Genomic DNA, 25,032 nt, shown 5'->3' with positions numbered 1-25,032 from the left:
TTTTAAATTTGAACAAGAATAATACGTGCATTTTAGTATATAATAACTTACAATTAGTACATACATAAAAGAAGCAACATTGGGTAGAGAAGGAAAGGGGCAAAATGTATGAAAAAAAGTTTGCTAGCATTAGTGGGAACAGCAATTGTGGGAGCTTTATTTTTAGCTGGTTGTGGCAAAAGTAGCAGCACTACGAGTAGTAGTAAGCAAGTTCTAACAGTTGCAACATCAGCTGAGATGGCTACATTAAATACAGCTAAATATAGTGATACAACTAGTTTGGAAGCTTTACAGAATTCATTTGAAGGACTATATCGGTTTAATTCAAAGAGTAAACCAATTCTAGCTGGGGCACAAAATGTTAAAGTAAGTAGCGATAAGAAAACCTATACCGTTACTTTGCGTAAAAACGCTAAATGGTCTAATGGAGATGCGGTTACAGCTAGTGATTATGTTTATGCTTGGCGCAAAATGGTTAATCCTAAAACAGCTTCTCCTAACTCACAGCGGTTTGAAGCTATAAAAAACGGAACAGAAATTGCAGCTGGTAAAATGGCTGTCAACAAATTAGGAATTAAGGCACTTGGAAAATACAAATTACAGATAACTTTAGAGTCGCCAATTAGTTATTTTAAGGAGTTAATGACAGGCGCACCATTTTATCCACAAGATCAAAAAATAGCTGAAAAATATGGTTCAAGTTATGGGACCACAGCCTCTAAAACAGTTTATAATGGTCCATTTGTAGTCAAAGGTTGGACTGGGACAAATTTAAAGTGGGAATATGTTAAAAACAATAATTACTGGGATAAGAAGAGTGTGACTTTAAAGAAGGTTAATGTCCAAGTTCAAAAGGATACATCTACGGCAGCCAAATTGTACCAAACAAACAAGCTTGACTATACCCAGTTAAGTACTGATTATATTACGCAGTATAAAAAAACAGCTGGTTATCATACTAAGAGTATTCCTTTAATTGGATATATGTCGTTTAATGTGCATAAAACAACAACGGCAAATGTTCATTTTCGTAAAGCAATTGCGATGGCATTTAATAAAACAATGTTAACTAAAGATGTTTTGCATGCGGGAACAGCTTTGAATGGTATTGTGCCTGCTAACTTTGCATATAACTCTAAAACAGGTGATGATTATCGTAAAGATGCCGGTAACATGTTGACATATAACTTGAAAGCAGCTCGCAAACAATGGGCATTAGCTAAAAAAGAACTAGGTAAAGATAAAATAACAGTAGAACTTTTGACGTCCGATACGACTGAGTCTAAACAGGTAGGTGAATACTTGCAAAGCCAGTTACAAAGCAATCTTAAAGGATTAACAGTTACAGTACGTTCGATTCCATTAAAATCACGTTTAGCAGCAACAACGGCATATGATTATGATATTGTTTATGGTACATGGCAACCGGATTATGCTGATCCAGTAAACTTTATCAGTGATGGTGGACAATATCATTTAGATGATGATTACAATAATACAAACTTCCGCAATTTATTAAATGAAGCTGCAACAACGTATGCAACCAATACTAATAAGAGATGGTCTACGTTGATTAAGGCAGAAACACAACTTATTAAAAAAGATGCATATACCGCACCTGTTTATCAGGGAGCGATGGCATATCTTTTGAAAGATAAAGTTAAGGGATTACAGATTTCACCGTATGGAACTGTCCTATTTTATCGAAATGTGCATATTAAATAGTTGCCTTTTGATACAAAACTTAGTACCGAATATTTGAAGATAAGAAAGCCTGGGATAAAAAAAGTCCCAGGCTTTTTTGTTGCAAATAAATTATTTAAACATCGTTTATACCTTTAAATTGATGCACAAAATCAATAAATTCTTGTGTAACAGCATTTTGATAGTGCTTTTTTAATGTTGCCATATAGATGAAACGATGCCATTTGGGAAAACGAATAGGAATAATCTTAACAGCCATTCGATCAAGCATTCTCATCTTTGGTACAACAGCAATACCAAATCCAGCGGCAACCATTCCCGCTACAGATTCATCTTCTTCTACTTTATAAATGCTTTTTGGTGTCCCACCACAGATAGAAAAAAGACGTTCTAGTTCAAAATATAAGCCACTATTTGAAGAAAAGGTAATTTGATTGTATTTAAGGGTTTCTGTTAAGTCAATTGATTTTTTATTAGCTAGCGGATGATCGAATGGGGTAATGAGAACTAACTTTTGTTCTACTACAGGAAAGTAATCAATATCGTCTTTATCATCAATTTTTGAGCAAAAACAAATATCAAATTTTTCTTCACGTAAAAGTTGAGTCATCTGTAGAGAAAAGCCAGTTCCTGAGCCAAAATCAAAGTAGGGTTCAATAGAACCTGAAGAACGTTTTTCTAGAAAGTCTTTAATTGTATTGGGAAGCCACAACGTATTTAAAGTGCGCAATGAAGCAATTTTGATAGTTTTGTCTGTTGAATTAATATTTCGAGCACGTTCAATAGCTTGATTAAGAATTTCTAGTGCTTGAGCACTTTCTGCTGCAAAACTTTTGCCATTTTGTGTAAGTTTTATTGAGCGACCGTGTTTTTCAAACAATTGAATACCTATTTGTTCCTCTAGATTATTGATAGCGTAACTTAGCGTTGGTTGTGTAATATGCAATATTTTAGCAGCTTTAGTATAGTTTTCAGTTTGTGCTAAAACAGATAAGTACTGTAGTTGTTGCAGATTCATAGTTATTCAGTCCCTTAATTTTCTAATTCACAGTTAAATTATATATGTAAATCAAAGCGAATGATAGAATTTTTCTATATATTTTTTTAATATCTCAATTGGACGCGCTTTAGGAAGGGCGTTATATTATACGTGTAAGCGCATTGATAAAAAAATCACAAATGAGGTGGATTTATTATGACACAAAAGTATCCAATCACAATTAGTTCCTGGACATTAGGCGATAAGTGCACGTTTGAAGAGCGGTGTAAGGCAACAGCAGCTGCAGGATATGATGCAATCGGTCTACGTGCAGAAACATATGTAGACGCTTTAAATGAAGGGTTAACAGACCAAGATATATTGAATTTGCTCAATAAATATCAAATTAAATGTACAGAAGTTGAATACATCGTGCAATGGTGTGAAGCAGAACGTTCATATGAACAAAAATATAAAGAACAAACCTGTTTTCATATGTGCGAACTTTTTGGTGTAAAGCATATCAATACTGGATTAATGGAAGATTATCCAGTTGATTATACAGCCCAAAAATTGCGTGAATTATGTGCACGTGCTGGTGAATTAATCATTGCACTTGAGCCAATGCCATATAGTGGCATGCCAAACTTAGATAAGACATGGAAAATTTTAGAAGCAGCCAAATGCGACAATGCGATGATGTTATTAGACATGTGGCATTGGGTGCGTGCTAATCAACCATATGAAGGATTATTGACAAAAGAACAAGCCAAAAAAGTAATTTCAATTCAATTGGATGATGCATACACTCGTCCATATGCAGACTCTATTTTACGTGACGAATCAATGCATGATCGTTTAGCTCCCGGTACAGGCGATTTAGGAACCGTTGAGTTTCTTAAAATGCTTAAAAAAGCAGGTGTAGATCCTAAGGTTATTGGAGTAGAGGTTATTTCTGATAATTACATGGATAAAGGAATTGACTGGGTAGCGGATTACACATATAAGAATACACGCAAGGTTCTTGCAGAAGCATGGCCAGAATTATTGACTGAATAGTTTTTTAGAAAGGAAAGCTTAATTATGACAAATTGGTTAGGATTAAAAGATAAAGTTGTTGCAGTTACAGGCGGCGTTGGTGGTATGGGTACGAAGTTTTGTGCAGACTTTGCTGCACAAGGAGCAAAAGTTGTTGTTATCGACCTATTAGAAGAAAAAGCTCAAGCATATGCAGAAAAGTTACAGCATGACTATGGTGTAGAAACATTAGCTGTTAAGTGTAACAGTACTGATGAAAAAGAAGTTGATGCAGCAGTTGCAGCTGTTATTAATAAATTTGGACGAGTGGATGTTTTAGTTAATACAGCGGCTATTTTAAAGTTCTCACCACTTGAAGATTTAGGCATTGATGAATGGCGACAAACGGTAGATGTTAATTTAACGGGATACTTTTTGATGTCACAAAGATTTGGTAAAGCAATGATTAAGCAAGGCAAAGGAACCATGGTGCATATCTCAACTATCGCATCACGTTTTCCAGAAACATATAGTGGCGCATATAGTACAACCAAAGCAGGAGTTAATATGATGTCACGTCAAATGGCAGCCGAATGGGGTGAATTTGGTATTCGGAGTAACTGTGTCCTTCCTTGTTTTGTCAAAACACCACTATCAGCTGGTTTTTATAAAGACCCAGAGGTTGAAAAAGGCCGTAAGCGTTTAGTTGCAAGCAAGCGTATTGGTGATTTGCAAGATATATCTAATACCGTTTTGTTTTTAGCTAGTGATAGATCTGATTATACAAATGGCGGTGAAGTAACAGTTGAAGGTGGCTTTGGTATTATGATGGGTGATATGACACCAAAGCCAGGTGGTCGTCGCCAGTATGCGATTGATCATCATAAAAAATAAATAATTTTTTGTAGGCAGAATGATGTTCTCTAAATTGGCTACGGCTAAGATGACTAATAGATGGATTCTGCCTTTGATTTCTTTTAATAAGATTAGGTCTAGTTAAAGAACTTTATCAAAAGAAAAGTAGGTGTATAGGTTATGAAGAAAGCCAATTATGCAGGGGTTGCAGCGGGTGTATATGTAAACTTTGCGATTGTCGGTATGGCCACAATTATTCTATCGCAGTATAGTGCATACTTTCAAAAAGCGTGGAATACTGACGTTAAAGGAATTTCCACTGTTTTATCTGTTGTTGGTATTGGTCGGATTTTAACAATTCTTTTTGCAGGTGTTATTTCAGATAAAATTGGACGCAAAAAAACGATGATTATTGCAATGACATCAGATATTCTTTTTTTACTAGGTGCTGCATTTAGTCATAGTTTAGTCATGGCATGCGTGGCGGCTCTTTTCTTTGGAGTGACGAATTCATTTGGAGACTCATCATGTTATCCAGCGGTTACAGAAGCTTTTCCAGAAAAATCGGCTACAATGACTTCATTGGTTAAAGCGGCTATGTCGTTAGCACAATTTGTTTTTCCGTTTTGGGTTTCAACGGTAAGTGATGCTAAGGTGACAGTTATTGTCTTGGTAATTGCTTTGGCATTAGATATTGCACTTGTCTTTTTCACACCATTTGCACCACAAAATGAAAAAGAAGATACAGTAGCAGCAACCGAAGTTCATAAAGATAATGATCGACCCCAACCTAAGATGGCTGTTGATGGAGTCTTATTAATTGCTCTCGGTTTTACAATTTGCTTTACTTTTTACGTTTTTTCACAATATGCTCCATATTTTGGAAGTAATGTATTGCATATTGGCACCACAGCGTCAGCAACATTAGTTTCATGGTATGCAATGGCATCACTTATATCAGTGTTTGTGACAGCTACGATTGTTACTAAAGTTAAGCCATTAACGATTATCATTATCTATTCATTTGTTTCAACGTTAGCGTTAATCGCAATGATAGTTGTACCTTCCTTAACAACAGGCAGAATAGCCAGTCTAGCTATTGGATTCTTTGGTGCAGGAGGTATCTGGCAATTAGGCTTATCAGTTTTAACAAAGTATTTTCCATCTGGAAAAGGGCGTGTGACTAGTTACTATAGTTTAATGGCTTCAACCACTTATTTTATCGGACCACTAATTTCTAGTTTTATTATTAGTGATACAGCTGCAAGTGTGTTAACTGTTTTTGGAATAAATATGGTTGTTACAGCGGCAAGTGTTGTAATTGCAGCAATTCTTATTTATAGAAAAAAGAAATATAATTTTGAGTAGTAGAGGAGCTTTCAAGATATGAGTGATACAAAAGAATTACAAGCACGTGCTTTAGGGCACAATGGACCAATTGATTTAGCGATTGATTTTGAAGGTCATCAACTAACAGATGTTAAAGTTACACATCATTCAGAAACAAAAGGAATTTTTAATCAAGTATTTGGTAAACTACGCGATACAATTCTAGAAGAACAAAGTTTTGGTGTTGATGTAGTTAGTGGGGCTTCTGTTATGAGTAAGGCGATTTTAGACTCCGCAAATGAAGCGATTGAAAAGGCAGGGATTAAGCTGGCTGCTCCTGTAAAAAAAGAACGTGAAAATGTTGAAGAACATACAGATGTCGCTGTTATTGGTGGCGGTGAAGCGGGGCTTGTTGCTGCTTGTAAAGCTTTAAGTAGAGGCAAGAAGGTGGCGTTATTTGAAAAGAATGGCTATCTTGGTGGAGCAACTATTTTGAATGGTTCTAACGTTACAGCAACAGGTTCCAAGGTTGCAAGTACAATTTTTGGTGTCGCAGCTGCAAAAGATACGCCAGAGCTTTTGAGTGCAGATGTTGCGCGCGAGTGCCTTGATTCTAATATACCTGTTTTGACAAAGTTAATGGCAGAAAATATTGGTAATGCAATTGACTTCATCAGTGATTTTGCAGGCTTAGAATATAGAAAAGCTCAAACTCAGACGCCAGAGCACTCAGTAGAACGGCAAGTTGAGTTACCAAGTTCGAGTAGTTATGAGTTAATTGAGAAAGTTGCAGCAGCTTTTGTTAAAAAAGGTGGTAAGATTTTTCTAGATAGTCGAGTTGAAGAAATTCTAACCGATGAGAATGGTAAGATAACGGGCTTTGTTGCAGAAGGCAGAACTAAAAAAATTACTGTTTATGCAAATAGCTTTGTTTTAGCAACTGGTGGTTATGGTGCGAATAAGCAGATGCGTGGTCAAGAAAGTGAAGGGCTTAATTATTATGGCCCGTTAACCTCAACCGGAGATGCTTATGAATTTCTAAAGGCATTTAGCCTTGAAGTGAAAAATATTGGCTGGTATAAGGTGTATCCACATGGTGTTGAAACTGAACCAGGAATTGCAAAACTAACAACATACGCATCAAAAAAGGCAACTGATTTAGGAGCTGTATATGTAAATCAACTTGGAAAAAGAATTGTTGATGAATCAGATGTTTATGCAACATTACGTAATGCGGTTTTAAAACAACCAGGTCGAGTTGCGTATTTAGTAATGGATAAGCGAACTTGGAAAGAATTTTACAATCTGTTAGTTTTACATGATTTCACAGCTGAGGAAATTGCTGAGTATTTTGCTAAAGACGGTAAAGAAAATCCGATTTTTGTTAAGGGAACCTTGAGTGAAGTTGCTAAAAAAGCAGGGATTAATGCAGATAATTTGAAAGCAACCATCACTACCTATAATGAATATGCAACTAAAGGCAAAGATCAAGAATTTAAGCGCGATCGTGCGTTTTTGCATGCATATGAAGGCGAAGAGTTCTATGTAGTTGAACAACGTGATAGGTTTGCGACAACATTAGGTGGCTTTGTGACAGATGCAGATTTACATCTTAAAACACAAGATAACAAGAAAATTGCTAACCTATGGGGTGCAGGTGAAGTCATTGGTGGTGCTAATGGTCATGATTCTATGCCAAGTATGATGAATACATGGGGAATTTCCTCCGGATTTGTTGCAGGAAATTCAGTTGAATAATTTAGAATAATAATAAAAAAAGAATTGAGGATGATATATTATGACAGAACGTATTGATGGACATACACTTTTAATTGGTTTAATGGCTTATCCAATTCGGCATTCGATGTCACCAACGATGCATAATAATGCTTTTGCAAAACTAGGCTTGAACTATGCATATTTAGCATTTGAAGTAGGTAATGATAAACTAGGTGATGCAGTAAACGCAATTCGTACTTTAGATATGCGCGGAAGCAACATTTCAATGCCTAACAAGCAAAAGGTAATTCAATATTTAGATAAATTATCACCGGCAGCAAAACTAAATAATGCAGTTAATACGATTGTGAATGATAATGGCGTTTTAACTGGGTATACAACTGATGGTACAGGTTTTATGAAGTCGTTGGAAGATGAAGGACTAAATATTTTAGGTAAGAAGATGGTACTTTCAGGAGCTGGTGGTGCAGGAACGCCAATTGCAATTCAGGCAGCTTTAGATGGCGTTAAAGAAATTTCACTCTTTAATCGAGATGATCCATCATGGGAAAATGCAGAAAGAAATGTTAAAATTATTAATGAAGAAACTAAATGTAAAGCTACATTATATCATCTAGAAGATCAAGAGGTTTTCAAGCGCGAATTATCAGATTGTGCAATTTATTGTGATGCCACTGGTGTAGGTATGAAGCCACTAGAGGATCTTAGTTTAGTTAATGATCCAAGCTGGTTCCATAAGGATATGATTGTCTATGATACTGTATATTCACCACGTGAAACAAAATTAATGAAAATTGCTAAATCAGCTGGAGTAGAGCATGTTTTCAATGGTTTGGGAATGATGCTAGAACAAGGTGCTGAAGCATTTAAACTATGGACAGATAAAGATATGCCAATTGACTATATTCGTGAATTAATTTTTAGTGATGATGATAAAAAATAGAAGGTGAAAGCATGTCTGTACTACAGGTGAAAAACTTAACCCTTGGTGGAGGGCGCCCTAAAATAGCTGTTCCAATTACGGGTAAGACAGTTGAAGAAATCTTGAGTGTTGCTAAACAGATAAATCATCAGAATGCTGATTTGATAGAATGGCGAATTGACTTTTTTGAGGATGTTTTAGATAAAGAAAAGTTAATAGACGTAGCTGGCAAGTTGCGAGCAGAACTAGCTGATTTTGTAATTCTAATAACATTTCGAACACATTTTGAAGGTGGAAATATGCCATTGGCAGAAAGTCAATACTTTGAAATCTGTAAAAATGTGATAACAGAAAAATTGGCTGATTTAGTTGATTTAGAAATGTTTAGAAAAACTAGTGAAATAAAAAAACTGACACAGTTAGCGCATGAAAAGAATGTTTTTGTAATAATGAGTAGTCATGATTTTAAACAGACTCCAGCAATTACTGAAATCAAGCGCCGATTTACAATGATGGATGCATATGGCGCCGATATCTTAAAAGTTGCGGTTATGCCTAACAGTGCACAAGATGTTTTAACTTTATTAGCAGCAACTAATCAAGCCGTAGGAAGATTTGATAAACCATTAATTACAATGGCGATGGGAGATTTAGGGAAAGTTACGCGAGTAGCGGGTGAAGTATTTGGTTCTTGCTTAACATTTGGGACAGTAGGTGCTGCTTCTGCTCCAGGACAAATAGATAGCCCTACTTTACGCGAGATGATGGATGCTCTCAAATTGGAATAGTTATTGGTAAACTGAAAATGAGAATGGAACAAAAGGTGACTTATGAGAAGCATAAGTTGCTTTTTGGCGTATAGTTTAATACTAAATATGTGGAGATAGAAAAAAGATTCAGGACAAAAAGTCTTGAATCTTTTTTAGATATTAAAATAATATTATTCATTATTGCTAGAGATTTGGCTGTGTTTAATCCCATATGTGAAATAGATAAGTATTCCAATAATAAACCAAATAATTGAAGCAATCCAGGTTTCAACCGAAAGCTGTGTTAGCATGAAGATACATAATAGTACTGAAATAATTGGTAGAATGGGATAGAAAGGAACTTTATATCCTGTTTCATTTGGAATATCTTTGCGTTTACGTAAAGGTATGATTCCAAGAGAAACGAAGGTAAATGCGATTAAGGTGCCGATATTAACCAAGTTAGTTAATTGTGTCAGTGAAACAAAACCGCCCATAAAAGCAATAATGATTGTAACAATTGCCATACTGTGATCTGGTATATGTGTTTTGGGATTGATATGACCAAGAAACTTAGGTAAAAGACCATCTCTTCCAATTGAATAGATTAAGCGTGATGAACTAAAAATCATTGTAACCATCATTGTAAACATACCGGCTAAAGCACCTAAAGAGATGATACCCGCAATTGAGTCTTGATGGACAAATTGTAAAGCGAAAGCAACAGGATCGCCAACGTTAAGTTTGGTGTATTTAACCATACCAGTTAGAACCATTGATACAAGGATATATAAAATTGTACAAATGATTAAAGTACCGATAATACCACGAGGCATATTCTTTTCGGGATGTTTAACTTCTGCAGCAGAAGCAGCCACAACATCAAATCCAAGATAAGCAAAAAAGACTAAAGATGCACCAGTCAAGATACCTTTATAACCAAATGGTACAAATGGTGACCAATTAGCTGGTTTAACATAAAAAACACCAACTACTAAGAATAAGATGATAATTGCTAATTTGATAGCAACCATAATATTATTTAAACTGATAGATGTTCGAACACCACGACTTAAAATAAATGAGATAAATAATACAATTAAGATAGCAACTAAATTAACGTAAGTTCCGTGGGCTGGATCAAAATTCCCAGTTAGGGCAGTTGGTAAATGAAGCCCAAAACCAGCAATAAGAGAGTTAAAGTATGAAGCCCAGCCAGTTGAAACAGCTGCGACAGCAAGCATATATTCTAAGATAAGAGCCCAGCCAAGAAACCAACCAACTATTTCGCCAAAAATAACATTTCCAAACGAATAGGCGCTCCCGGCAATCGGTAGCGCCGATGAAAATTCAGCGTAGCACATAGCTGCTGTTGAACAAACCAACGCAGCGAGAACGAAGGATAAGATAATTGCAGGTCCACTATGTAAAGCTGCTACAGTTCCCGGTAAAATAAAAATCCCAGTACCGATAACAGCACCAATCCCCATTCCAATCAAATCTTTAGCATTTAGCGTTTTAGTAAATTTTTTATCTTGGTCTAAGTAGCGTGCTAGACTTTCTTTTCTGAAAATCCGCTCTTTAATCCCCATGAAAAAATCCTCCTCAAAGATAATATATGACTATCTTACGTTAACTTAACATTAGATGTCAATTAGAACTTTTAATTTATAACATCTAAATGTCATTTTTGGAAATTCTAGCTAAAAAAAGTGTACTAATAGCAAAGATATGTTAAAATTTACTAATTAGTAATAGTTATTATTTAGGAGGAGTAAAAATGCTTGATGAAGCGCTCTATTTGTTAAAGTCGCATAATTATAAAATCACAAAACAACGGCGTAGCCTACTAGGATGTTTGTATAGCAATTGCCGAACACACTATATTAATGTGATTGAGATTGACACCTATATGCGTAAGCTATATCCTGGAATGAGTCATAGTACCATTTATCGTAATATTCGTGAATTCAATGAGATTGGGATTATCGAAATGCAAAATAAAGCATCTGGTGCCTGTGTTAAGTATCAGTGTGATTTTAGTAATTTACATCATCATCATTTTATCTGTCGTAATTGTGGCAAAGTTCAAGAAGTTCAGATGTGTCCGATGGATGTTTTTGAAAGTCAGTTACCAGGATGTAAAATTGAAGGACATCGTTTCGAATTATATGGATTATGTAAAGAATGTGCTCAACAAGAAAATGATGCAAGTTTAGTAAATATTTAAGTCTTTAATCTTAATATTCTAAAGACTTTGCGCTATGATTAAAACATAAATGCTTTTTAGCATATAATTAATATAATATAAAGTGTGAATGGAGAGATTTAAATGGCATATCGAACAGCGCCCTTTATTACGCCGTTTGCTATTATGTCAACTGTACTAGCATTAGGTGCAACCAATGTGGCAGTTAATACAGTGACTAATACCTCAGAAGGAAAAACTGCAAGTTCTGTAGTTAGAAGTTCCGATTTGAGTAGTTCAAAAGCAAGCTCTAGTGTATTAAGTTCAGTAGATAGTAGTTCTAGTAGTGATAGTGGTTCTAAAGACAGCATGAGTTCATCCTCATCAGCTGATGACAGTGATACTAAAGACTCCTCATCAGCAGAAACGGTTAAAAATTCCTCAAGTGCTGATGATGCAAATAGTAGTTCAGCTAATCGTGATACTTCATCATCTTCGCAAAGAAGTAGTTCAAGCTCATCAGCTGATGCAGATACGTCGACGTCATCTTCAAATACAGGAACAAACACGAACACAAATACAAATACTGATGATAATACGACAAACAATAATTAATAAAAGAAAGGAGTTTGCAAAAAAATGGTTAGTATTCTTAGTATGATCAATAGTTATCTATCATATATTAACTTAAATGTTAAAATTAAGAATCGGATATATACCTGTTTAGCGTTTGTGGGTAATTTTTATCTGCTTTACGTTTCATATCGCTTCTTTAGTAATGGTTATATATGGCGTGGATTTCTCTTTATTTTAGCTTTCTTAGTTATTTTATATTTCGCTTATTTGAACACGCTATACTACTTTACTAAAGATAAACGTTCGAAATATGATGTATCACCTTTTATTGAAAAAAAGTTTCATTTAAAACCGAAAGACCCATTAACAGATGCTGCAAAAAAACAGCAAACGATGGGATTTGTACAAACAAATGGTATTTTCAAAAATGAGGATTTTTTACCAGCAGATATTGATTTTAGTCCAATTGAGAAAGCCAATATTCAGGCAGTTGTGCAAGATTTAAGAAATGTTGGCTATTTGAGTTTTGATTATAGTGGACAAACAGACGATTCGTTATACCAATTAGCTCAAGAAGGAAAACCACAACATGCAATTGGAGAATTAAAAGCATTACCTTATTTTGAATTAGTGCCAGAAGGAAATGAACTATATGTTTATGGTGGTGTAAACCAGATAAATCGGCATGAGCTTGGTCATGTTAAAACTGTTGGATTAATGCCTGCAATTGAGGCAGCTAAAAAATATCATTTATATTTGGCAACAGCTGTATTAACAGGTGGTCCAGTAAAAGTAGCCGGACGATCTGATGTGATTGAAAAAGATGAACCGTTTATCCTTGATGTAAAAATCGCCTATCGTAAACGGGGAGTAAAATCTAAGAATAATACATTAAGACAAGGAAATGAACAAAGTAATTTTGAGACGAATACAACTAATTTATCCCGACGTAGACGGAAAAGATAGTAGGCGTTAATTAACATACAGGTTAAATGTGGATAATAACAATCCTTAGACAAAATTCTAGCCCTAAGATAGGCGCATTTTGACTAAGGATTTTTTAGTAGCTTTAATAAAAAATAAGTATGAATAGATAGAAAAAAGAGGACTAGACTATATGGCTTAAGTAAGTTTATTAACCTAATGATAAGAAACAAAATATTTATCTCATTCTAAAATTAGAAAATAAATATAGCATAAAAATATATAATTAATAAAAAATGACGCATAATAATATGTTGAAAAAAAATATAGGCTAAGGTCCCTTGTACATAGGCATTCTTATGAATGGAAGATAGGACAATATTTCTTCATTGTGGACATAAACTTGCAAAAAAATAAAATATAAATTAAAATTTAAAGTAATAAGTAATCGTTATTTAATTTTATGTTTTTAGAAAGTAGGTATATAAATGGCAATGATTGAATTTAAAAATGTTGATAAGTACTATGGTAAGTATCACGCTTTGACTGACATAAATTTACAAGTTCAACAAGGTGAAGTTGTTGTTGTAATAGGTCCTTCTGGGTCAGGCAAAAGTACTTTAATTAGGACAATCAATGGATTAGAGGAAATTGAATCAGGCCAATTAATTGTTAATGGAATGGATTTAGCGGATAAAAAGGCTGATTTAAATGAACTTAGAAAAAATGTTGGCATGGTTTTTCAACATTTTAATTTATATGCAAACAAAACGGTGATAGAGAATATTATGTTAGCACCACGTTTGGTGTTGAAACGGGATGAAGCAGAAAATAAAAAAATTGCATTACGTTTACTTGATACAGTTGGGTTAGCAGAAAAAGCAGATGCATACCCTAAACAGTTATCAGGTGGACAAAAACAACGTGTTGCAATTGCACGCTCATTAGCAATGAAACCAAAGGTGCTTTTATTTGATGAACCAACTAGCGCGCTTGATCCAGAAATGATTGATGATGTGTTAAATGTTATGAAGAGCATTGCTAAACAAGGTGACATGACTTTGGTTGTTGTAACGCATGAAATGGGGTTTGCGCGCGAAGTAGCAGACCGAGTAATCTTTTTTGATCAAGGACAAGTTGTAGAAGATGATCCAGCAGAAGAGTTCTTTAAACAGCCTAAAGAAGAAAGAGCACGCCAATTTCTTAGCAAGATTATTACACATAAATAGGGGAGGCAAAGACTATGGGAAAAAAGTTAAGACGGTCTTTATTATTTTTGCTACCTTTACTTATAATCTTTTTTCTAAGTGGTTGTTCGAATACACAAGAAAAGAATATTTATCAAGCTGATAAAAAAACTAAAACAATTACTTGGGGAATTAAGAGTGATACACGCTTATTTGGTTTAATGAACATTAAAACCGGTCAATCGGAAGGCTTTGATATTGATATGGCCAAAGCGTTAACTAAAAAAATATATGGTAAGAATGCAAAGGTTAAGTTTGTAACAACGACGATTACGACGAAGATACCGCTATTAAAAAATGGTAATATTGATGCGGTAATTGCTGCAATGACAATTACGCCAGAACGTAAGGAGTACGTTGATTTTTCGACACCATATTTTAATGCTGGACAGTCACTTTTAGTGAAAAAAGGTAGTTCAATAACAAGTATTAAGGATTTGAATAAGAAAAATATAACGGTGTTAGCTGTTAAAGGTTCTACGGCTGTTGCAAATATTGAAAAGTATGCACCGAAGGCAAAGGTTCTTGAATATGATGATTATGGACAAGCTTTCACGGCCTTAAAGTCTGGTCAAGGTGATGCGATGACAACCGATAATGGAATTTTATATGGTATTGCTAAGGAAAACAAAGGCTATGCGGTTGTTGGCGGAACATTTACCAATGAACCATATGGAATTGCCGTTAATAAAGGCCAAAAGCAGTTATTACATGCGATTAACAAAGCGTTAGCTGAGTTAAAAGAAGATGGAACATATGCTCGTTTGGCTAACAAATGGTTTGGTGATGTTGCTGGATTTAATTTGAAGGAGGCGGAAGGGCAATGATAACTTTATTTATGAATAATTGGCAAACATATTTGACCGGTTTTTGGAATACAATTTTATGTAGTGTCCTTGCGCTTATTTTTAGTTTAGTAATTGGATCAGCGTTTGCCATTATGGAGATTTTACCAAATAAAGTTCTCCGGATAATTGCACATATCTATATTGAAATTTTTCGTAATATTCCACTTTTGGTTATAGCAATGTTCTTTTATATTGTTATTCCACAATATGTAATGAAAATGGATGGTTTTACAGCAGGAACAATTGGATTAACGTTATACACGTCGTCATTTATTGCAGAGACAGTACGTGCAGGAATTCAAGCGGTTGATTCAGGCCAAATGGAAGGCGCACGTGCGAATGGATTAACATACTGGCAAGCAATGCGATATATTGTGCTACCACAAGCGTATAAATTAGTAATTCCGCCGTTAGGGAATCAATTTATTAATCTAGTAAAGAATTCCTCCGTGTTAGCATTTTTGGCGGGCTTTGATTTAATGTATCAAGGACAATCTGTTGCTTCTACAACTTTCCAAACATTTAGTGCATACATTATTGTAGGTATTTTTTATTTAATAATAACTTTACCATTGAGTTATTATATGCGCTATTTGGAAAAGAAAATGGTATAAGGGGGGAATAGACTATGGCATTACTAGAACAAGCATATTCATTTGTTAACATGCGTTTTTTATTTGAAGGTTTGGCGGTTACGCTTGAAGTATCAGTAATTTCAATTATTTTTAGTTTTATTTTTGGACTAATCTTTGGAGTTATCAGATATATTGAAGTGCCTTATTTTTCGGCTGTAGTAGGTTTTATTATTGATATTATTCGCAATCTACCATTACTGTTGATTATTTTCTTCACATATTTTGCCATTCCAGAATTAGGCATACGGATGACGCCAATGTCTGCATCAATTGTCGCGTTAGTTGTTTTCGAATCGATGATGTTAGCCGAGGTTGTTCGCAGTGGTATCCAAGCAGTAGATTCAGGCCAAATGGAAGGCGCACGTGCAAATGGATTAACATATTTTCAAGCGATGAGATATATTATTTTACCCCAAGCTTTAACTAAGATGATTCCACCATTAGTATCACAGTTTATTTCATTAATCAAAGATACTTCATTGGCTACGATTATTGTTTTGCCAGAGCTACTGTATCATGCGCAGATTGTATATAGCCAAAATACAACGTATATGTTACCAATGTATGTAATGATTGCATTAATGTACTTTGTGGTTTGCTATATATTGTCGTTAGCAGCACGCTATTTAGAACGTAGATTAGGGTAGTTAGAAAATAGCTATTAACATAAAAATAAGGCTATTCAGATCGATTTAAGAGAATTGATCTGGATAGCCTTGTTTTTTATAGTGATAATTGTGGTAGATTAGTGATTATGTAATGCTAGGAGTTAACTTTTACGCTTATGAAGTTTGTAGTAGTATACAGGAATTCCAATTGCTATGAAGATAAAAGAAATCAAAACCCCTTTAATATCGGACATAAGCTCACTAACAAGAACAAAACTAGCACCTAAAATAGCAACAATCGGTGTAATTGGATAAAGCGGAACGTTAAATGGCCGAAGTAAATCTGGATTTTTATGGCGTAGTTTAAAGAGACCAAAAAATGCCATTACATAAAAAACATAGACGGTAAAGATACATATTTCAGTTAAACGATCGGCATTAACAGTTACTACCATTAACATGGCGATTAAACAAATAACAGTTGTTGAAACCATAGGAGTATGCATTTTTTTATTTAAATAACTAAGTTGTTTTGAAAATAGAAGCTCATCATTATGAGCCATCGCGTACATAATACGAGGGAAGGTCATTATCTTGCCATTCATACACCCAATTATAGAAATAATGATACCGATATTAAGTAATTTACCACCAAGAACACCAAATGCCATAGTTGCAAAATGAGGTGTGGCATCTTCACCATAGTGTTGAATCATTGCAGCAGGCATTACCCTAAAAATACCTAATGTTACTAACATATAAGCGATTAAGACTAAGCCAATACCCAATGTTATTGCAAGAGGTAACATTTTTTGCGGGTTTTTGATTTCACCGCCCATATTAGCGATTAAAATCCAGCCATCATATGCAAATAATGTGGCAAGAACGGCCACACCAAAGTTGCTTCCTGTGAAACCAGTATTTGAACTTGCGACTTGACCAAGTGCATTATGATCACCAAAAAAAAGTCCAAGGATAATAATTGCTATAATAGGTACAAATTTACAGATTGTGGTAACGATTTGAAAAACTGCACCATAACGATTGGAAAGTAAATTGAATATAGCGACAAAAGTTATGGAAAGAATAGCTAATGGCGTAGCGTAACTTTGTGGTAAGCCAAAAAAAGCTAACAATAAAACGGATAAATATGCACTTAAAGCTGCAATCATTGCTGGACCATAAATAATAATCTGCATCCAGCCAGATAAAAAGCCCCACAGTTTACCGTATATTTTTTCCATATATATGTATAATCCACCAGTATGGGGCATTTGAGCTCCAATTTCGGCGATTGTTAAGCCTGATGTTAATGTAATAACACCGCCAATAAACCAAGCTAATAGTGCCATTGTAGTTGAATGGGAATATTCAAGCACTGATGCTTGTTTAAAGAAGATGCCTGACCCAATAACAGTTCCAATAACAAGTGCGAGTGAAGAAAAAAGCCCCAAGGATCTTTGTAATTGAACTTGATCCTTTTTAGTATCATTCATAATAAAAACTCCGATCTTTTTTAAACAGACGTATTCTTTGACTGTCTAACTATATAATCTAACAAATTGGTAACTATATGAAAAGTAAAAAAACTTTCCATATAATAATTGTCTAAGATTAATTTTAATTAAAAACAAAAGTAATGCAAGTTTATTTTTAAGAAAAAAAAGAATAAAAACAAAAAAATCCTTGTTTTTGTTGAAAAACATAAGTAATTACAATATAATAAAGTTGTATTTTTTGTAATTTATTTTTAATGATAATCAAATTAGACGGGGGATGGCAGAATGGATATAGTGGTTAATCCGAAATTAAATAAGTCAGAGTTAATTAATTTATTTGAAAAAATCAATCGTGATATGGATATGGATGAATTAGATAATCTTCGTAAGGGGTTAAAAAAATCATATGTAATAGCTGCGTATGAAAACAAAAAGTTAATTGGCATGGTGCGCGCATTGAGTGATTATTCAACTTTAGTGTATATTCAAGACCTAATTATTGTACCTGAATATCGAGGACTACGAGTTGGAAAAACATTGATGCATCATTTACTTAATTATTTCGGTGCAATAGAACAAGTTGTTGTATCCCCACTAATTAATACTGAAGATGAAAAATTTTACCGATATCTCGGTTTTTACCCTGGAAGTGATCGAGGGTTAGAAACATACTTAGTTGATCATCGGGCTAAATAGAACGATTTTACTGATATAAATAGCGACTTGTACCGTGTGTAAGCCACAGATACGAGTCGCTATATTTTTTATAGAAAGTAGCCGGTCTTAATTTCAAACAAGATATTGAGCGAATTTACCTGCCAAACGGGTAGTTAATTCAACTTCTAGTTTAGTGCCTTGGGCAACATAGTCAGTAGATAAGATAGTAGCATGTTTATTTAATTCTTCTACGACTTTGCCATCTGTAAAAGGTATTAGGTAAGTGTGTTTTTCATAATCGGAAAAAAGATTATCTTTGATTATTTCAATTAGAAGTTGTAAAGATTCCTGTTGCTTAGCGCTATACACCAATTGATTACCTTCAATAGTTGGATAAGAGAGAGCGGTTTTATCAGCTTTATTGTAAGCATATATCATTGGAATATTTGTTACGCCAACTTCCTGCAATGTTTTTTCAGTAGTTTTAATCATGTCACTTGCATGTTCATCGGCACCATCGATTACTTGAATTAACAAATCTGCTTGTTTTGCTTCAGCTAGTGTTGAACGAAAGGCCTTAACGAGTTGGTGTGGTAATTTTGAAACAAAACCGACAGTATCGCTTAATAAGAATTCTTTATTATCAGGCAGATGAATATTTCTAACCGCAGTATCAAGAGTTGCAAAAAGCATATCTTTTTCAAAAACCTGTTTTTCAGGAGCTTGACCAATTAGTTGAAGTAGACCGTTCATAGTGGTTGATTTACCAGAATTTGTATAGCCAACAAGGGCAACCGTTTTAATGTTATTTTGTTCGCGTTGTTTGCGTTGCGTTTCGTGATCTTTATCAATGTTTTTTAACTCTTTGTTTAAAAGAGTAATTCGTTTTTGAATTACACGTCTATTTAACTCAAGTTTAGTTTCACCAGCACCACGATTAGTATAACCACCACCAGCATTGCCAGCAGTTTGTTGGTCTAATTGTTGACTAGCACTAGTATGCAAGCGGGGAAGCTGATATTGCAATTTGGCAATTTGAACTTGCAGTTTTGCTTCTTTGGAGCGTGCACGTGAAGAAAAAATTTCTAAAATCAAAGCAGTCCTGTCTAGAATATCTAACCCAGTGATGTTTTCAAGATTACGAATTTGTGTCGGTGTTAATTCATCGTTTACTATGAGTGATTGTGCGTCATTTATCTGTGCGAGTTGTTGAATTTCCTCTGCCTTTCCCTTACCTAAGTAAGTAGCGGCAATGGGACGATCAAGCTTTTGTCTAACTTCTTTTATTACAGTTAGATTATCTGCTTCGGCTAGAGCACGTAGCTCTTGCATTGTGTAGTCGAAGTTTTCTTGTTCATTTTCTATTCCGGCAATAATAGCTAACATCTGTTTCACCCATTTCAAAGTATTTAGTATATGTAAAAGTATACCATTCTTTGTTAAGAATACTTAATAATAGAAGAATATAGACATAATAAGTTCCCATAATATTAAATTTGGATTTTATATATTAAAATTATCAAATACTAATCTCACATTGCTTTGGCATAAAAAAATAAAAATTATAAAATTACCTATTTATTTTCATCAATTATTAAAAAAAAAAGCACTTAAAAGTCACGTTATATCTGATGTTATGCATATTTGACGAAAAAAATATGAATAAAATTAGAAGAAGTGCTTGTGTTTAATGACAGTATAATATAAAATTATAGAAAATGTTATGTAAAAATTATATTTTGTTTTGTTAAGGAGTTGTTTTGTAATATGAAACTTGCAAAGATGTTCAAGCTGGGTGCTGTGGTGGCACTTTCAGCTGTTTTCTTGGCAGCTTGCGGTTCAAAAAGTTCATCATCATCTAGTTCAAGTCAAGTTTTGAATTGGGATGAATCTGCTGAATTGTCAACAATGGATCTTTCAACTGCTACTGATGTTGTCAGTTTTGACATGTTAAATAACACAATGGAAGGTCTTTACCGTATTGGCAAAAACAGTAAGATTGAGCCAGGGATTGCTACGAAAACGAAAGTATCAAGTGATGGTCTCACATATACCTTTACCTTGCGTAAGGGTGCAAAGTGGTCTAACGGAGAAGAAGTTACAGCCAAAGATTTTGTTTACTCATGGCGTAGAACTGTAAATCCTAAGACTGCATCAGAATATTCATATTTATTCAGTGGAATTAAGAATGCTGATGCTATTATGGATGGCAAGCAAGATGCTTCTACATTGGGTATCAAAGCAGATGGTAAGTATAAGTTAGTTGTTACATTGGAAAAGAAAATTCCATACTTCAAACTTTTGATGGGCTTCCCAGTGTTCTTCCCACAAAACCAAACAGCTGTTGAAAAATATGGCAGCAAATATGGGACAGCAGCTAAATATATGGTTTATGATGGTCCATTTAAGCTTACAGGTTGGACTGGTTCTAACTTGACATGGTCATTGACTAAGAATAAATCTTATTGGGATGCTAAAAATGTGAAATTGTCTAAGATTAATTACAGTGTTAATAAATCTACGACAACATCATACAATTTGTATCAGTCAGGTAAATTGGATGCAACACCTTTGAGTGCTGAACAGGCAAAACAGTTAAGCGGTAAGACGGGTTATACTGTACGTCACGCATCATCTACTTTCTACTTGCAATATAACCAAAATAAAGATGCATTCTTCAAGAACAAGAAGATTCGTGAAGCAATCTCACTTGTTATTAACCGTAAGCAATTTGTTAATAAAGTTTTAGGTGATGGGTCAACAGCAGCTAAGGGCTTAGTTTCACCAGGCTTAGCTTCATACAATGGGAAAGACTTTGCGACAGCTGCTTATACAAGCGATAGTGTAAGTTATAATGTTGCTAAGGCTAAGAAGCTTTGGAAAGAAGGCTTGAAAGAACTTGGTGTATCTAGCTTATCATTCTCTATCTTAAGTGATGATACAGATAAGGCAAAACAATCAACAGAATTCTTACAAAGTGCAATTGAATCTAACCTTAAGGGTGCGCATGTTACAGCGACAAACGTACCATTTAAGACACGTTTATCACGTACAACAAGTGGTGACTTTGATATTGTTCTTTCTGCTTGGGGTGCTGACTTCTCTGATCCAATTTCCTTCTTGGAATTGTTCAAGTCAGACAACAGTTATAACAATGGTGGATGGAGCAACTCGGAATATGATTCCTTGATTGACGCTGCAAGCACAACTGATGCAGGAAATACTGCTAAACGTTGGAGTGATTTGGTTAAGGCTGAAAAGATTTTGATGGAAGATGCCGGGACTACACCTATTTATCACCAAGCTACAGCATGGATGATTAATACAAAAGTTAAGGGAGTTATCTATAACTCAGCTGGTGCTAATTATAACTTTAAAGACGCTTATATTAAATAATTAGTCTTTAAAAAAACTACACGGGGGATTGACTGGGGATTTACAACTGTCAATCTCCTGTTGTGGTATAATAAGTTTATATTAAGTAAGTATATAAAAGATTTCGAAAATTAAAGGGAATCTGAGGATGAAAGGATAATCATATGCGAAAATACCTTTTAAAAAGGATTTTATATATGGTGTTAACGTTGTTCTTAGTAGCAACAATCACATTCTTCTTAATGAAGTTAATGCCTGGTACACCATATTCTAATCAAGAAAAAATGACAACAGCACAGATTAAGATTATGAATGAACAATACGGGTTGAATAAACCGGTTTGGGAACAGTATGTAATCTATATATTTGATATGTTGCATGGCGATTTAGGAACTTCTTTCCAATACAGTAATCAAGCAGTATCATACTTGATTTCAAGCCGCATTGGACCTTCTGCACAACTTGGTTTCCAAGCTATGGTTTTTGGCTTATTTTTCGGAATTATCATTGGTTCAGTAGCTGCTATCAACCACAACACTTGGATTGATACAACGGCAACGGTTGTTTCTATTATTGGTAAGTCGGTACCAAACTTTGTGTTGGCTGTTTTATTACAGTATTATATAGCCTTAAAATTAGGTTGGTTCCCAATTGCTGATTGGGGAAGCTTTAGTTATACGGTATTACCAACAATTGCACTTGGTGTAGGACCACTAGCGGAAACAGCCCGTTTTATACGAACGGGCATGGTAGATGTTTTGAATTCTGATTATATTGAACTTGCACGTGCAAAAGGTTTAAGCAAGTTTGGAATTGTGTACCATCACGCATTACGTAATAGCTTAATTCCCTTAGTTACTTTGATAGGGCCATATACAGTAGCTTTAATGACAGGTTCTATGGTTATTGAAAATATCTTTTCAATTCCAGGAATCGGAGAACAATTTGTTAAATCAATTTTGACAAATGACTATCCTACAATCATGGGTGTGACAATGCTGTTTTCAGTTGGATTAGTTCTAATTATTTTGTTAACAGACATTGTCTATGGAATTATTGACCCACGTATTCGACTTGCTGGAAATGGGGATTAAACAATATGGAAGAAAAAATTAAATTAAGTCCAGATAGTTTTCAACCTTTACCAAGGGAAGAAGAACTGGATAACGAAAAAATTGCGGCACCATCTTTAACGTTTACACAAGATGCATGGCGTCGTTTGAAAAAAAATAAAGGTGCAGTTATTTCACTATTTATTATTGTAATAATGGTAGTAGTTGCTTTTGGATCTACACCTTTTATTGATAATGCTACATTGGTTAAGTCAGCACCAAATTATGCTAACTTACCAGCGCGTATTCCAGGCCTTGATTTTATTAATGGCCTAAATGGTAAATTAAAAGTTGGTGGAACTTGGGTTAATGAATATGCACAAAATGGTGCAAGTGATAAATATTTCTGGTTTGGTACAGATTATTTAGGTCGTTCTTTAGCTCAACGTATTATCTACGGGACGAAGATTTCCTTAATAGTTGCCTTAGTTGCGACATTCTTTGATTTAACAATTGGGGTTACTTACGGGATTGTTTCTGGTTGGAAAGGCGGAAAAGTTGATAATGTAATGCAACGTATCATTGAAATCATCTCTTCTGTACCTAACTTAGTTATTGTTGTTTTGATGTTGTTGGTTTTAAAACCAGGTATGACATCAATTATTGCAGCGATTGCTATTTCTAGCTGGACAACGATGGCACGTATGATTAGAGCTGAAACTTTACAGTTAAAGTCGCAAGAGTATGTTCTAGCAGCACGAACTTTAGGAGAATCGCCAGTTAAGATTGCGCTCAAACATTTGGTGCCAAATCTTTCGAGTATTATTATTATCCAAACAATGTATACAATTCCAACGGCTATTTTCTTTGAAGCCTTCTTAAGTTTTATTGGAATCGGAATATCTGCTCCAGAAACATCATTAGGTGTATTGTTAAATGATGGGCAAAAGAATTTCCAGTTCTTACCATATCAGATGTGGTATCCAGCTATTGTGTTGTGTGTCTTGATGATTAGTTTTAACCTATTAGGTGATGGACTTCGCGATGCATTTGATCCAAAGACAAGAAGGTAGGTTGTATTATGGGCGAAAGAATTTTAGATGTTAAAAACCTAGAAATTGACTTTCACACATATGCGGGTGAAGTTAAAGCTATTCGTGATGTTAGTTTTCACTTGGATAAGGGCGAAACACTTGCAATTGTGGGCGAGTCAGGTTCTGGTAAATCAGTTACAACTAAAAGTTTAATGGGGCTTTTAGCTAATAATGCACTTGTTAAAGGTGGTCAAATACTTTTTCATGATGAAGATCTTTTGAAAAAGACCGAAAAAGAAATGCAAAATATTCGTGGTAAGGATATTGCGATGATTTTTCAGGATCCAATGACATCACTTGATCCTACAATGAAAATTGGCCGTCAGATTGCTGAACCTTTAATGAAGCATAAAAAAGTAGAAAAGAAAAAAGCTTTAGCACAAGCATTAGAAATTTTAAAGCTTGTTGGGATTACCGATGCAGAAAAAAGAATTAATGACTATCCTCACCAGTTTTCTGGTGGACAACGCCAACGTATTGTGATAGCAATTGCATTAGTATGCTATCCTGAAATATTGATTGCTGATGAACCAACAACTGCGTTAGATGTAACAATTCAGGCGCAAATCTTGGATTTGATGAAAGAATTACAAGAAAAGATTGAAACATCGATTATCTTTATAACACACGATTTAGGTGTTGTTGCAGGGATGGCAGATCGAGTAGCTGTTATGTATGCTGGACAAATAGTTGAATACGGTTCTGTTGATGAAATATTCTATAATCCTAAACATCCATATACGTGGGGCTTATTGAATTCAATGCCAACATTAGATAGTACTAATTTAGAGGCAATTCCAGGAACACCGCCAGATCTATTAGATCCACCAGTTGGTGATCCATTTGCAGCACGTAATCCATATGCAATGAAGATTGATGCAGAAAAACAACCACCGTTTTTCAAAGTTTCAGATACGCATTATGCAGCTACGTGGTTATTACATCCAGATGCTCCAAAAATAACTCCACCAGAAGAAATTGTTCGCCGCCAAAAGCTATTTGAACAATTAGAAGCCAAAAAAGAAATTTAGACC

23 protein-coding genes are annotated in these 25,032 nt (G+C 34.7%); 19 read left to right on the top strand and 4 right to left on the bottom strand.

Features of this window, described 5'->3' with window-relative positions; genetic code table 11:
* Nucleotides 1-108: 108 nt before the first annotated feature.
* Complete coding sequence (locus tag LB941_RS07875) at nt 109-1,725, top strand: peptide ABC transporter substrate-binding protein (protein ID WP_253360968.1); 1,617 nt, start codon at nt 109-111, stop codon at nt 1,723-1,725.
* Between the two features lie 94 nt (nt 1,726-1,819).
* Here the strand turns inward: LB941_RS07875 and LB941_RS07870 are convergent, their stop codons facing one another.
* Complete coding sequence (locus LB941_RS07870) at nt 1,820-2,722, bottom strand: LysR family transcriptional regulator (protein WP_253360967.1); 903 nt, start codon at nt 2,720-2,722, stop codon at nt 1,820-1,822.
* Between the two features lie 177 nt (nt 2,723-2,899).
* On the opposite strand from LB941_RS07870, the gene LB941_RS07865 reads away from it, so the two are divergent.
* The 6 genes from LB941_RS07865 to aroD all read left to right on the top strand — a co-directional run bounded on the left by LB941_RS07865 (nt 2,900) and on the right by aroD (nt 9,334).
* A complete protein-coding gene (locus LB941_RS07865; protein WP_253360966.1) occupies nt 2,900-3,742 on the top strand; it encodes a sugar phosphate isomerase/epimerase family protein in 843 nt (280 codons plus the stop codon).
* A gap of 24 nt (nt 3,743-3,766) precedes the next feature.
* Nucleotides 3,767-4,594, top strand: coding sequence for an SDR family NAD(P)-dependent oxidoreductase (locus tag LB941_RS07860; protein ID WP_253360964.1), 828 nt, complete (start codon nt 3,767-3,769; stop codon nt 4,592-4,594).
* Between the two features lie 141 nt (nt 4,595-4,735).
* Nucleotides 4,736-5,923 (top strand): MFS transporter, encoded by a 1,188-nt coding sequence (locus tag LB941_RS07855; RefSeq protein ID WP_253360961.1) that lies wholly within the window; start codon nt 4,736-4,738, stop codon nt 5,921-5,923.
* 18 nt (nt 5,924-5,941) lie between these two features.
* Nucleotides 5,942-7,642 (top strand): FAD-dependent oxidoreductase, encoded by a 1,701-nt coding sequence (locus tag LB941_RS07850; protein WP_253360959.1) that lies wholly within the window; start codon nt 5,942-5,944, stop codon nt 7,640-7,642.
* 40 nt (nt 7,643-7,682) lie between these two features.
* Nucleotides 7,683-8,567 carry a shikimate dehydrogenase gene (locus LB941_RS07845; protein ID WP_253360956.1) on the top strand — a complete coding sequence of 295 codons (885 nt, stop codon included), beginning with the start codon at nt 7,683-7,685 and terminating at the stop codon, nt 8,565-8,567.
* A gap of 11 nt (nt 8,568-8,578) precedes the next feature.
* Nucleotides 8,579-9,334, top strand: coding sequence for a type I 3-dehydroquinate dehydratase (gene aroD / locus LB941_RS07840; protein WP_253360954.1), 756 nt, complete (start codon nt 8,579-8,581; stop codon nt 9,332-9,334).
* Between the two features lie 152 nt (nt 9,335-9,486).
* Here the strand turns inward: aroD and LB941_RS07835 are convergent, their stop codons facing one another.
* Entirely contained in the window at nt 9,487-10,887 is a 1,401-nt protein-coding gene (locus LB941_RS07835; protein WP_253360952.1) for an APC family permease, read from the bottom strand.
* 188 nt (nt 10,888-11,075) lie between these two features.
* On the opposite strand from LB941_RS07835, the gene LB941_RS07830 reads away from it, so the two are divergent.
* The 7 genes from LB941_RS07830 to LB941_RS07800 all read left to right on the top strand — a co-directional run bounded on the left by LB941_RS07830 (nt 11,076) and on the right by LB941_RS07800 (nt 16,360).
* Nucleotides 11,076-11,525: a Fur family transcriptional regulator gene (locus tag LB941_RS07830; protein ID WP_253360950.1), complete on the top strand. Its 450-nt coding sequence runs from the start codon at nt 11,076-11,078 to the stop codon at nt 11,523-11,525.
* A 102-nt stretch (nt 11,526-11,627) separates the two neighbouring features.
* Entirely contained in the window at nt 11,628-12,098 is a 471-nt protein-coding gene (locus LB941_RS07825) for a hypothetical protein (RefSeq protein WP_253360948.1), read from the top strand.
* Between the two features lie 24 nt (nt 12,099-12,122).
* Nucleotides 12,123-13,025, top strand: coding sequence for a DUF6681 family protein (locus LB941_RS07820; protein WP_253360946.1), 903 nt, complete (start codon nt 12,123-12,125; stop codon nt 13,023-13,025).
* Between the two features lie 446 nt (nt 13,026-13,471).
* Nucleotides 13,472-14,212 carry an amino acid ABC transporter ATP-binding protein gene (locus LB941_RS07815; RefSeq protein WP_275980015.1) on the top strand — a complete coding sequence of 247 codons (741 nt, stop codon included), beginning with the start codon at nt 13,472-13,474 and terminating at the stop codon, nt 14,210-14,212.
* 14 nt (nt 14,213-14,226) lie between these two features.
* Nucleotides 14,227-15,057 (top strand): transporter substrate-binding domain-containing protein, encoded by an 831-nt coding sequence (locus LB941_RS07810; RefSeq protein ID WP_253360944.1) that lies wholly within the window; start codon nt 14,227-14,229, stop codon nt 15,055-15,057.
* On the top strand, nt 15,054-15,692 hold the full coding sequence (locus tag LB941_RS07805) for an amino acid ABC transporter permease (protein WP_253360942.1): 639 nt from the start codon (nt 15,054-15,056) through the stop codon (nt 15,690-15,692). Before LB941_RS07810 ends, LB941_RS07805 begins: the two co-directional genes overlap by 4 nt.
* 14 nt (nt 15,693-15,706) lie before the next feature.
* On the top strand, nt 15,707-16,360 hold the full coding sequence (locus LB941_RS07800; RefSeq protein ID WP_253360940.1) for an amino acid ABC transporter permease: 654 nt from the start codon (nt 15,707-15,709) through the stop codon (nt 16,358-16,360).
* Between the two features lie 122 nt (nt 16,361-16,482).
* Here the strand turns inward: LB941_RS07800 and LB941_RS07795 are convergent, their stop codons facing one another.
* On the bottom strand, nt 16,483-17,817 hold the full coding sequence (locus tag LB941_RS07795) for an APC family permease (protein ID WP_253360938.1): 1,335 nt from the start codon (nt 17,815-17,817) through the stop codon (nt 16,483-16,485).
* A 288-nt stretch (nt 17,818-18,105) separates the two neighbouring features.
* Between LB941_RS07795 and LB941_RS07790 the strand changes: the two genes are divergently transcribed.
* Nucleotides 18,106-18,516 (top strand): GNAT family N-acetyltransferase, encoded by a 411-nt coding sequence (locus tag LB941_RS07790; protein ID WP_253360935.1) that lies wholly within the window; start codon nt 18,106-18,108, stop codon nt 18,514-18,516.
* A 93-nt stretch (nt 18,517-18,609) separates the two neighbouring features.
* On the opposite strand, the gene hflX is transcribed toward LB941_RS07790, so the two are convergent.
* The gene (gene hflX / locus LB941_RS07785) at nt 18,610-19,863 is read right to left on the bottom strand and encodes a GTPase HflX (protein ID WP_253360911.1); all 1,254 of its coding nucleotides are present in this window, start codon (nt 19,861-19,863) and stop codon (nt 18,610-18,612) included.
* Between the two features lie 381 nt (nt 19,864-20,244).
* Between hflX and LB941_RS07780 the strand changes: the two genes are divergently transcribed.
* The 4 genes from LB941_RS07780 to LB941_RS07765 all read left to right on the top strand — a co-directional run bounded on the left by LB941_RS07780 (nt 20,245) and on the right by LB941_RS07765 (nt 25,029).
* Complete coding sequence (locus LB941_RS07780; protein WP_253360910.1) at nt 20,245-21,873, top strand: peptide ABC transporter substrate-binding protein; 1,629 nt, start codon at nt 20,245-20,247, stop codon at nt 21,871-21,873.
* 143 nt (nt 21,874-22,016) lie between these two features.
* A complete protein-coding gene (gene opp3b, locus LB941_RS07775; protein ID WP_253360909.1) occupies nt 22,017-22,946 on the top strand; it encodes an oligopeptide ABC transporter permease in 930 nt (309 codons plus the stop codon).
* Nucleotides 22,947-22,951: 5 nt separating this feature from the next.
* Complete coding sequence (locus LB941_RS07770; RefSeq protein ID WP_253360908.1) at nt 22,952-23,977, top strand: ABC transporter permease; 1,026 nt, start codon at nt 22,952-22,954, stop codon at nt 23,975-23,977.
* Between the two features lie 8 nt (nt 23,978-23,985).
* Entirely contained in the window at nt 23,986-25,029 is a 1,044-nt protein-coding gene (locus LB941_RS07765) for an ABC transporter ATP-binding protein (RefSeq protein ID WP_253360907.1), read from the top strand.
* Nucleotides 25,030-25,032 lie beyond the last annotated feature (3 nt).

The organism is Ligilactobacillus ubinensis (genome assembly GCF_024160875.1).
Taxonomy (GTDB): Bacteria; Bacillota; Bacilli; order Lactobacillales; family Lactobacillaceae; genus Ligilactobacillus; species Ligilactobacillus ubinensis.
Note: the sequence above shows the minus strand (reverse complement) of the source record. Positions and strands in the feature narration are given on the sequence as shown.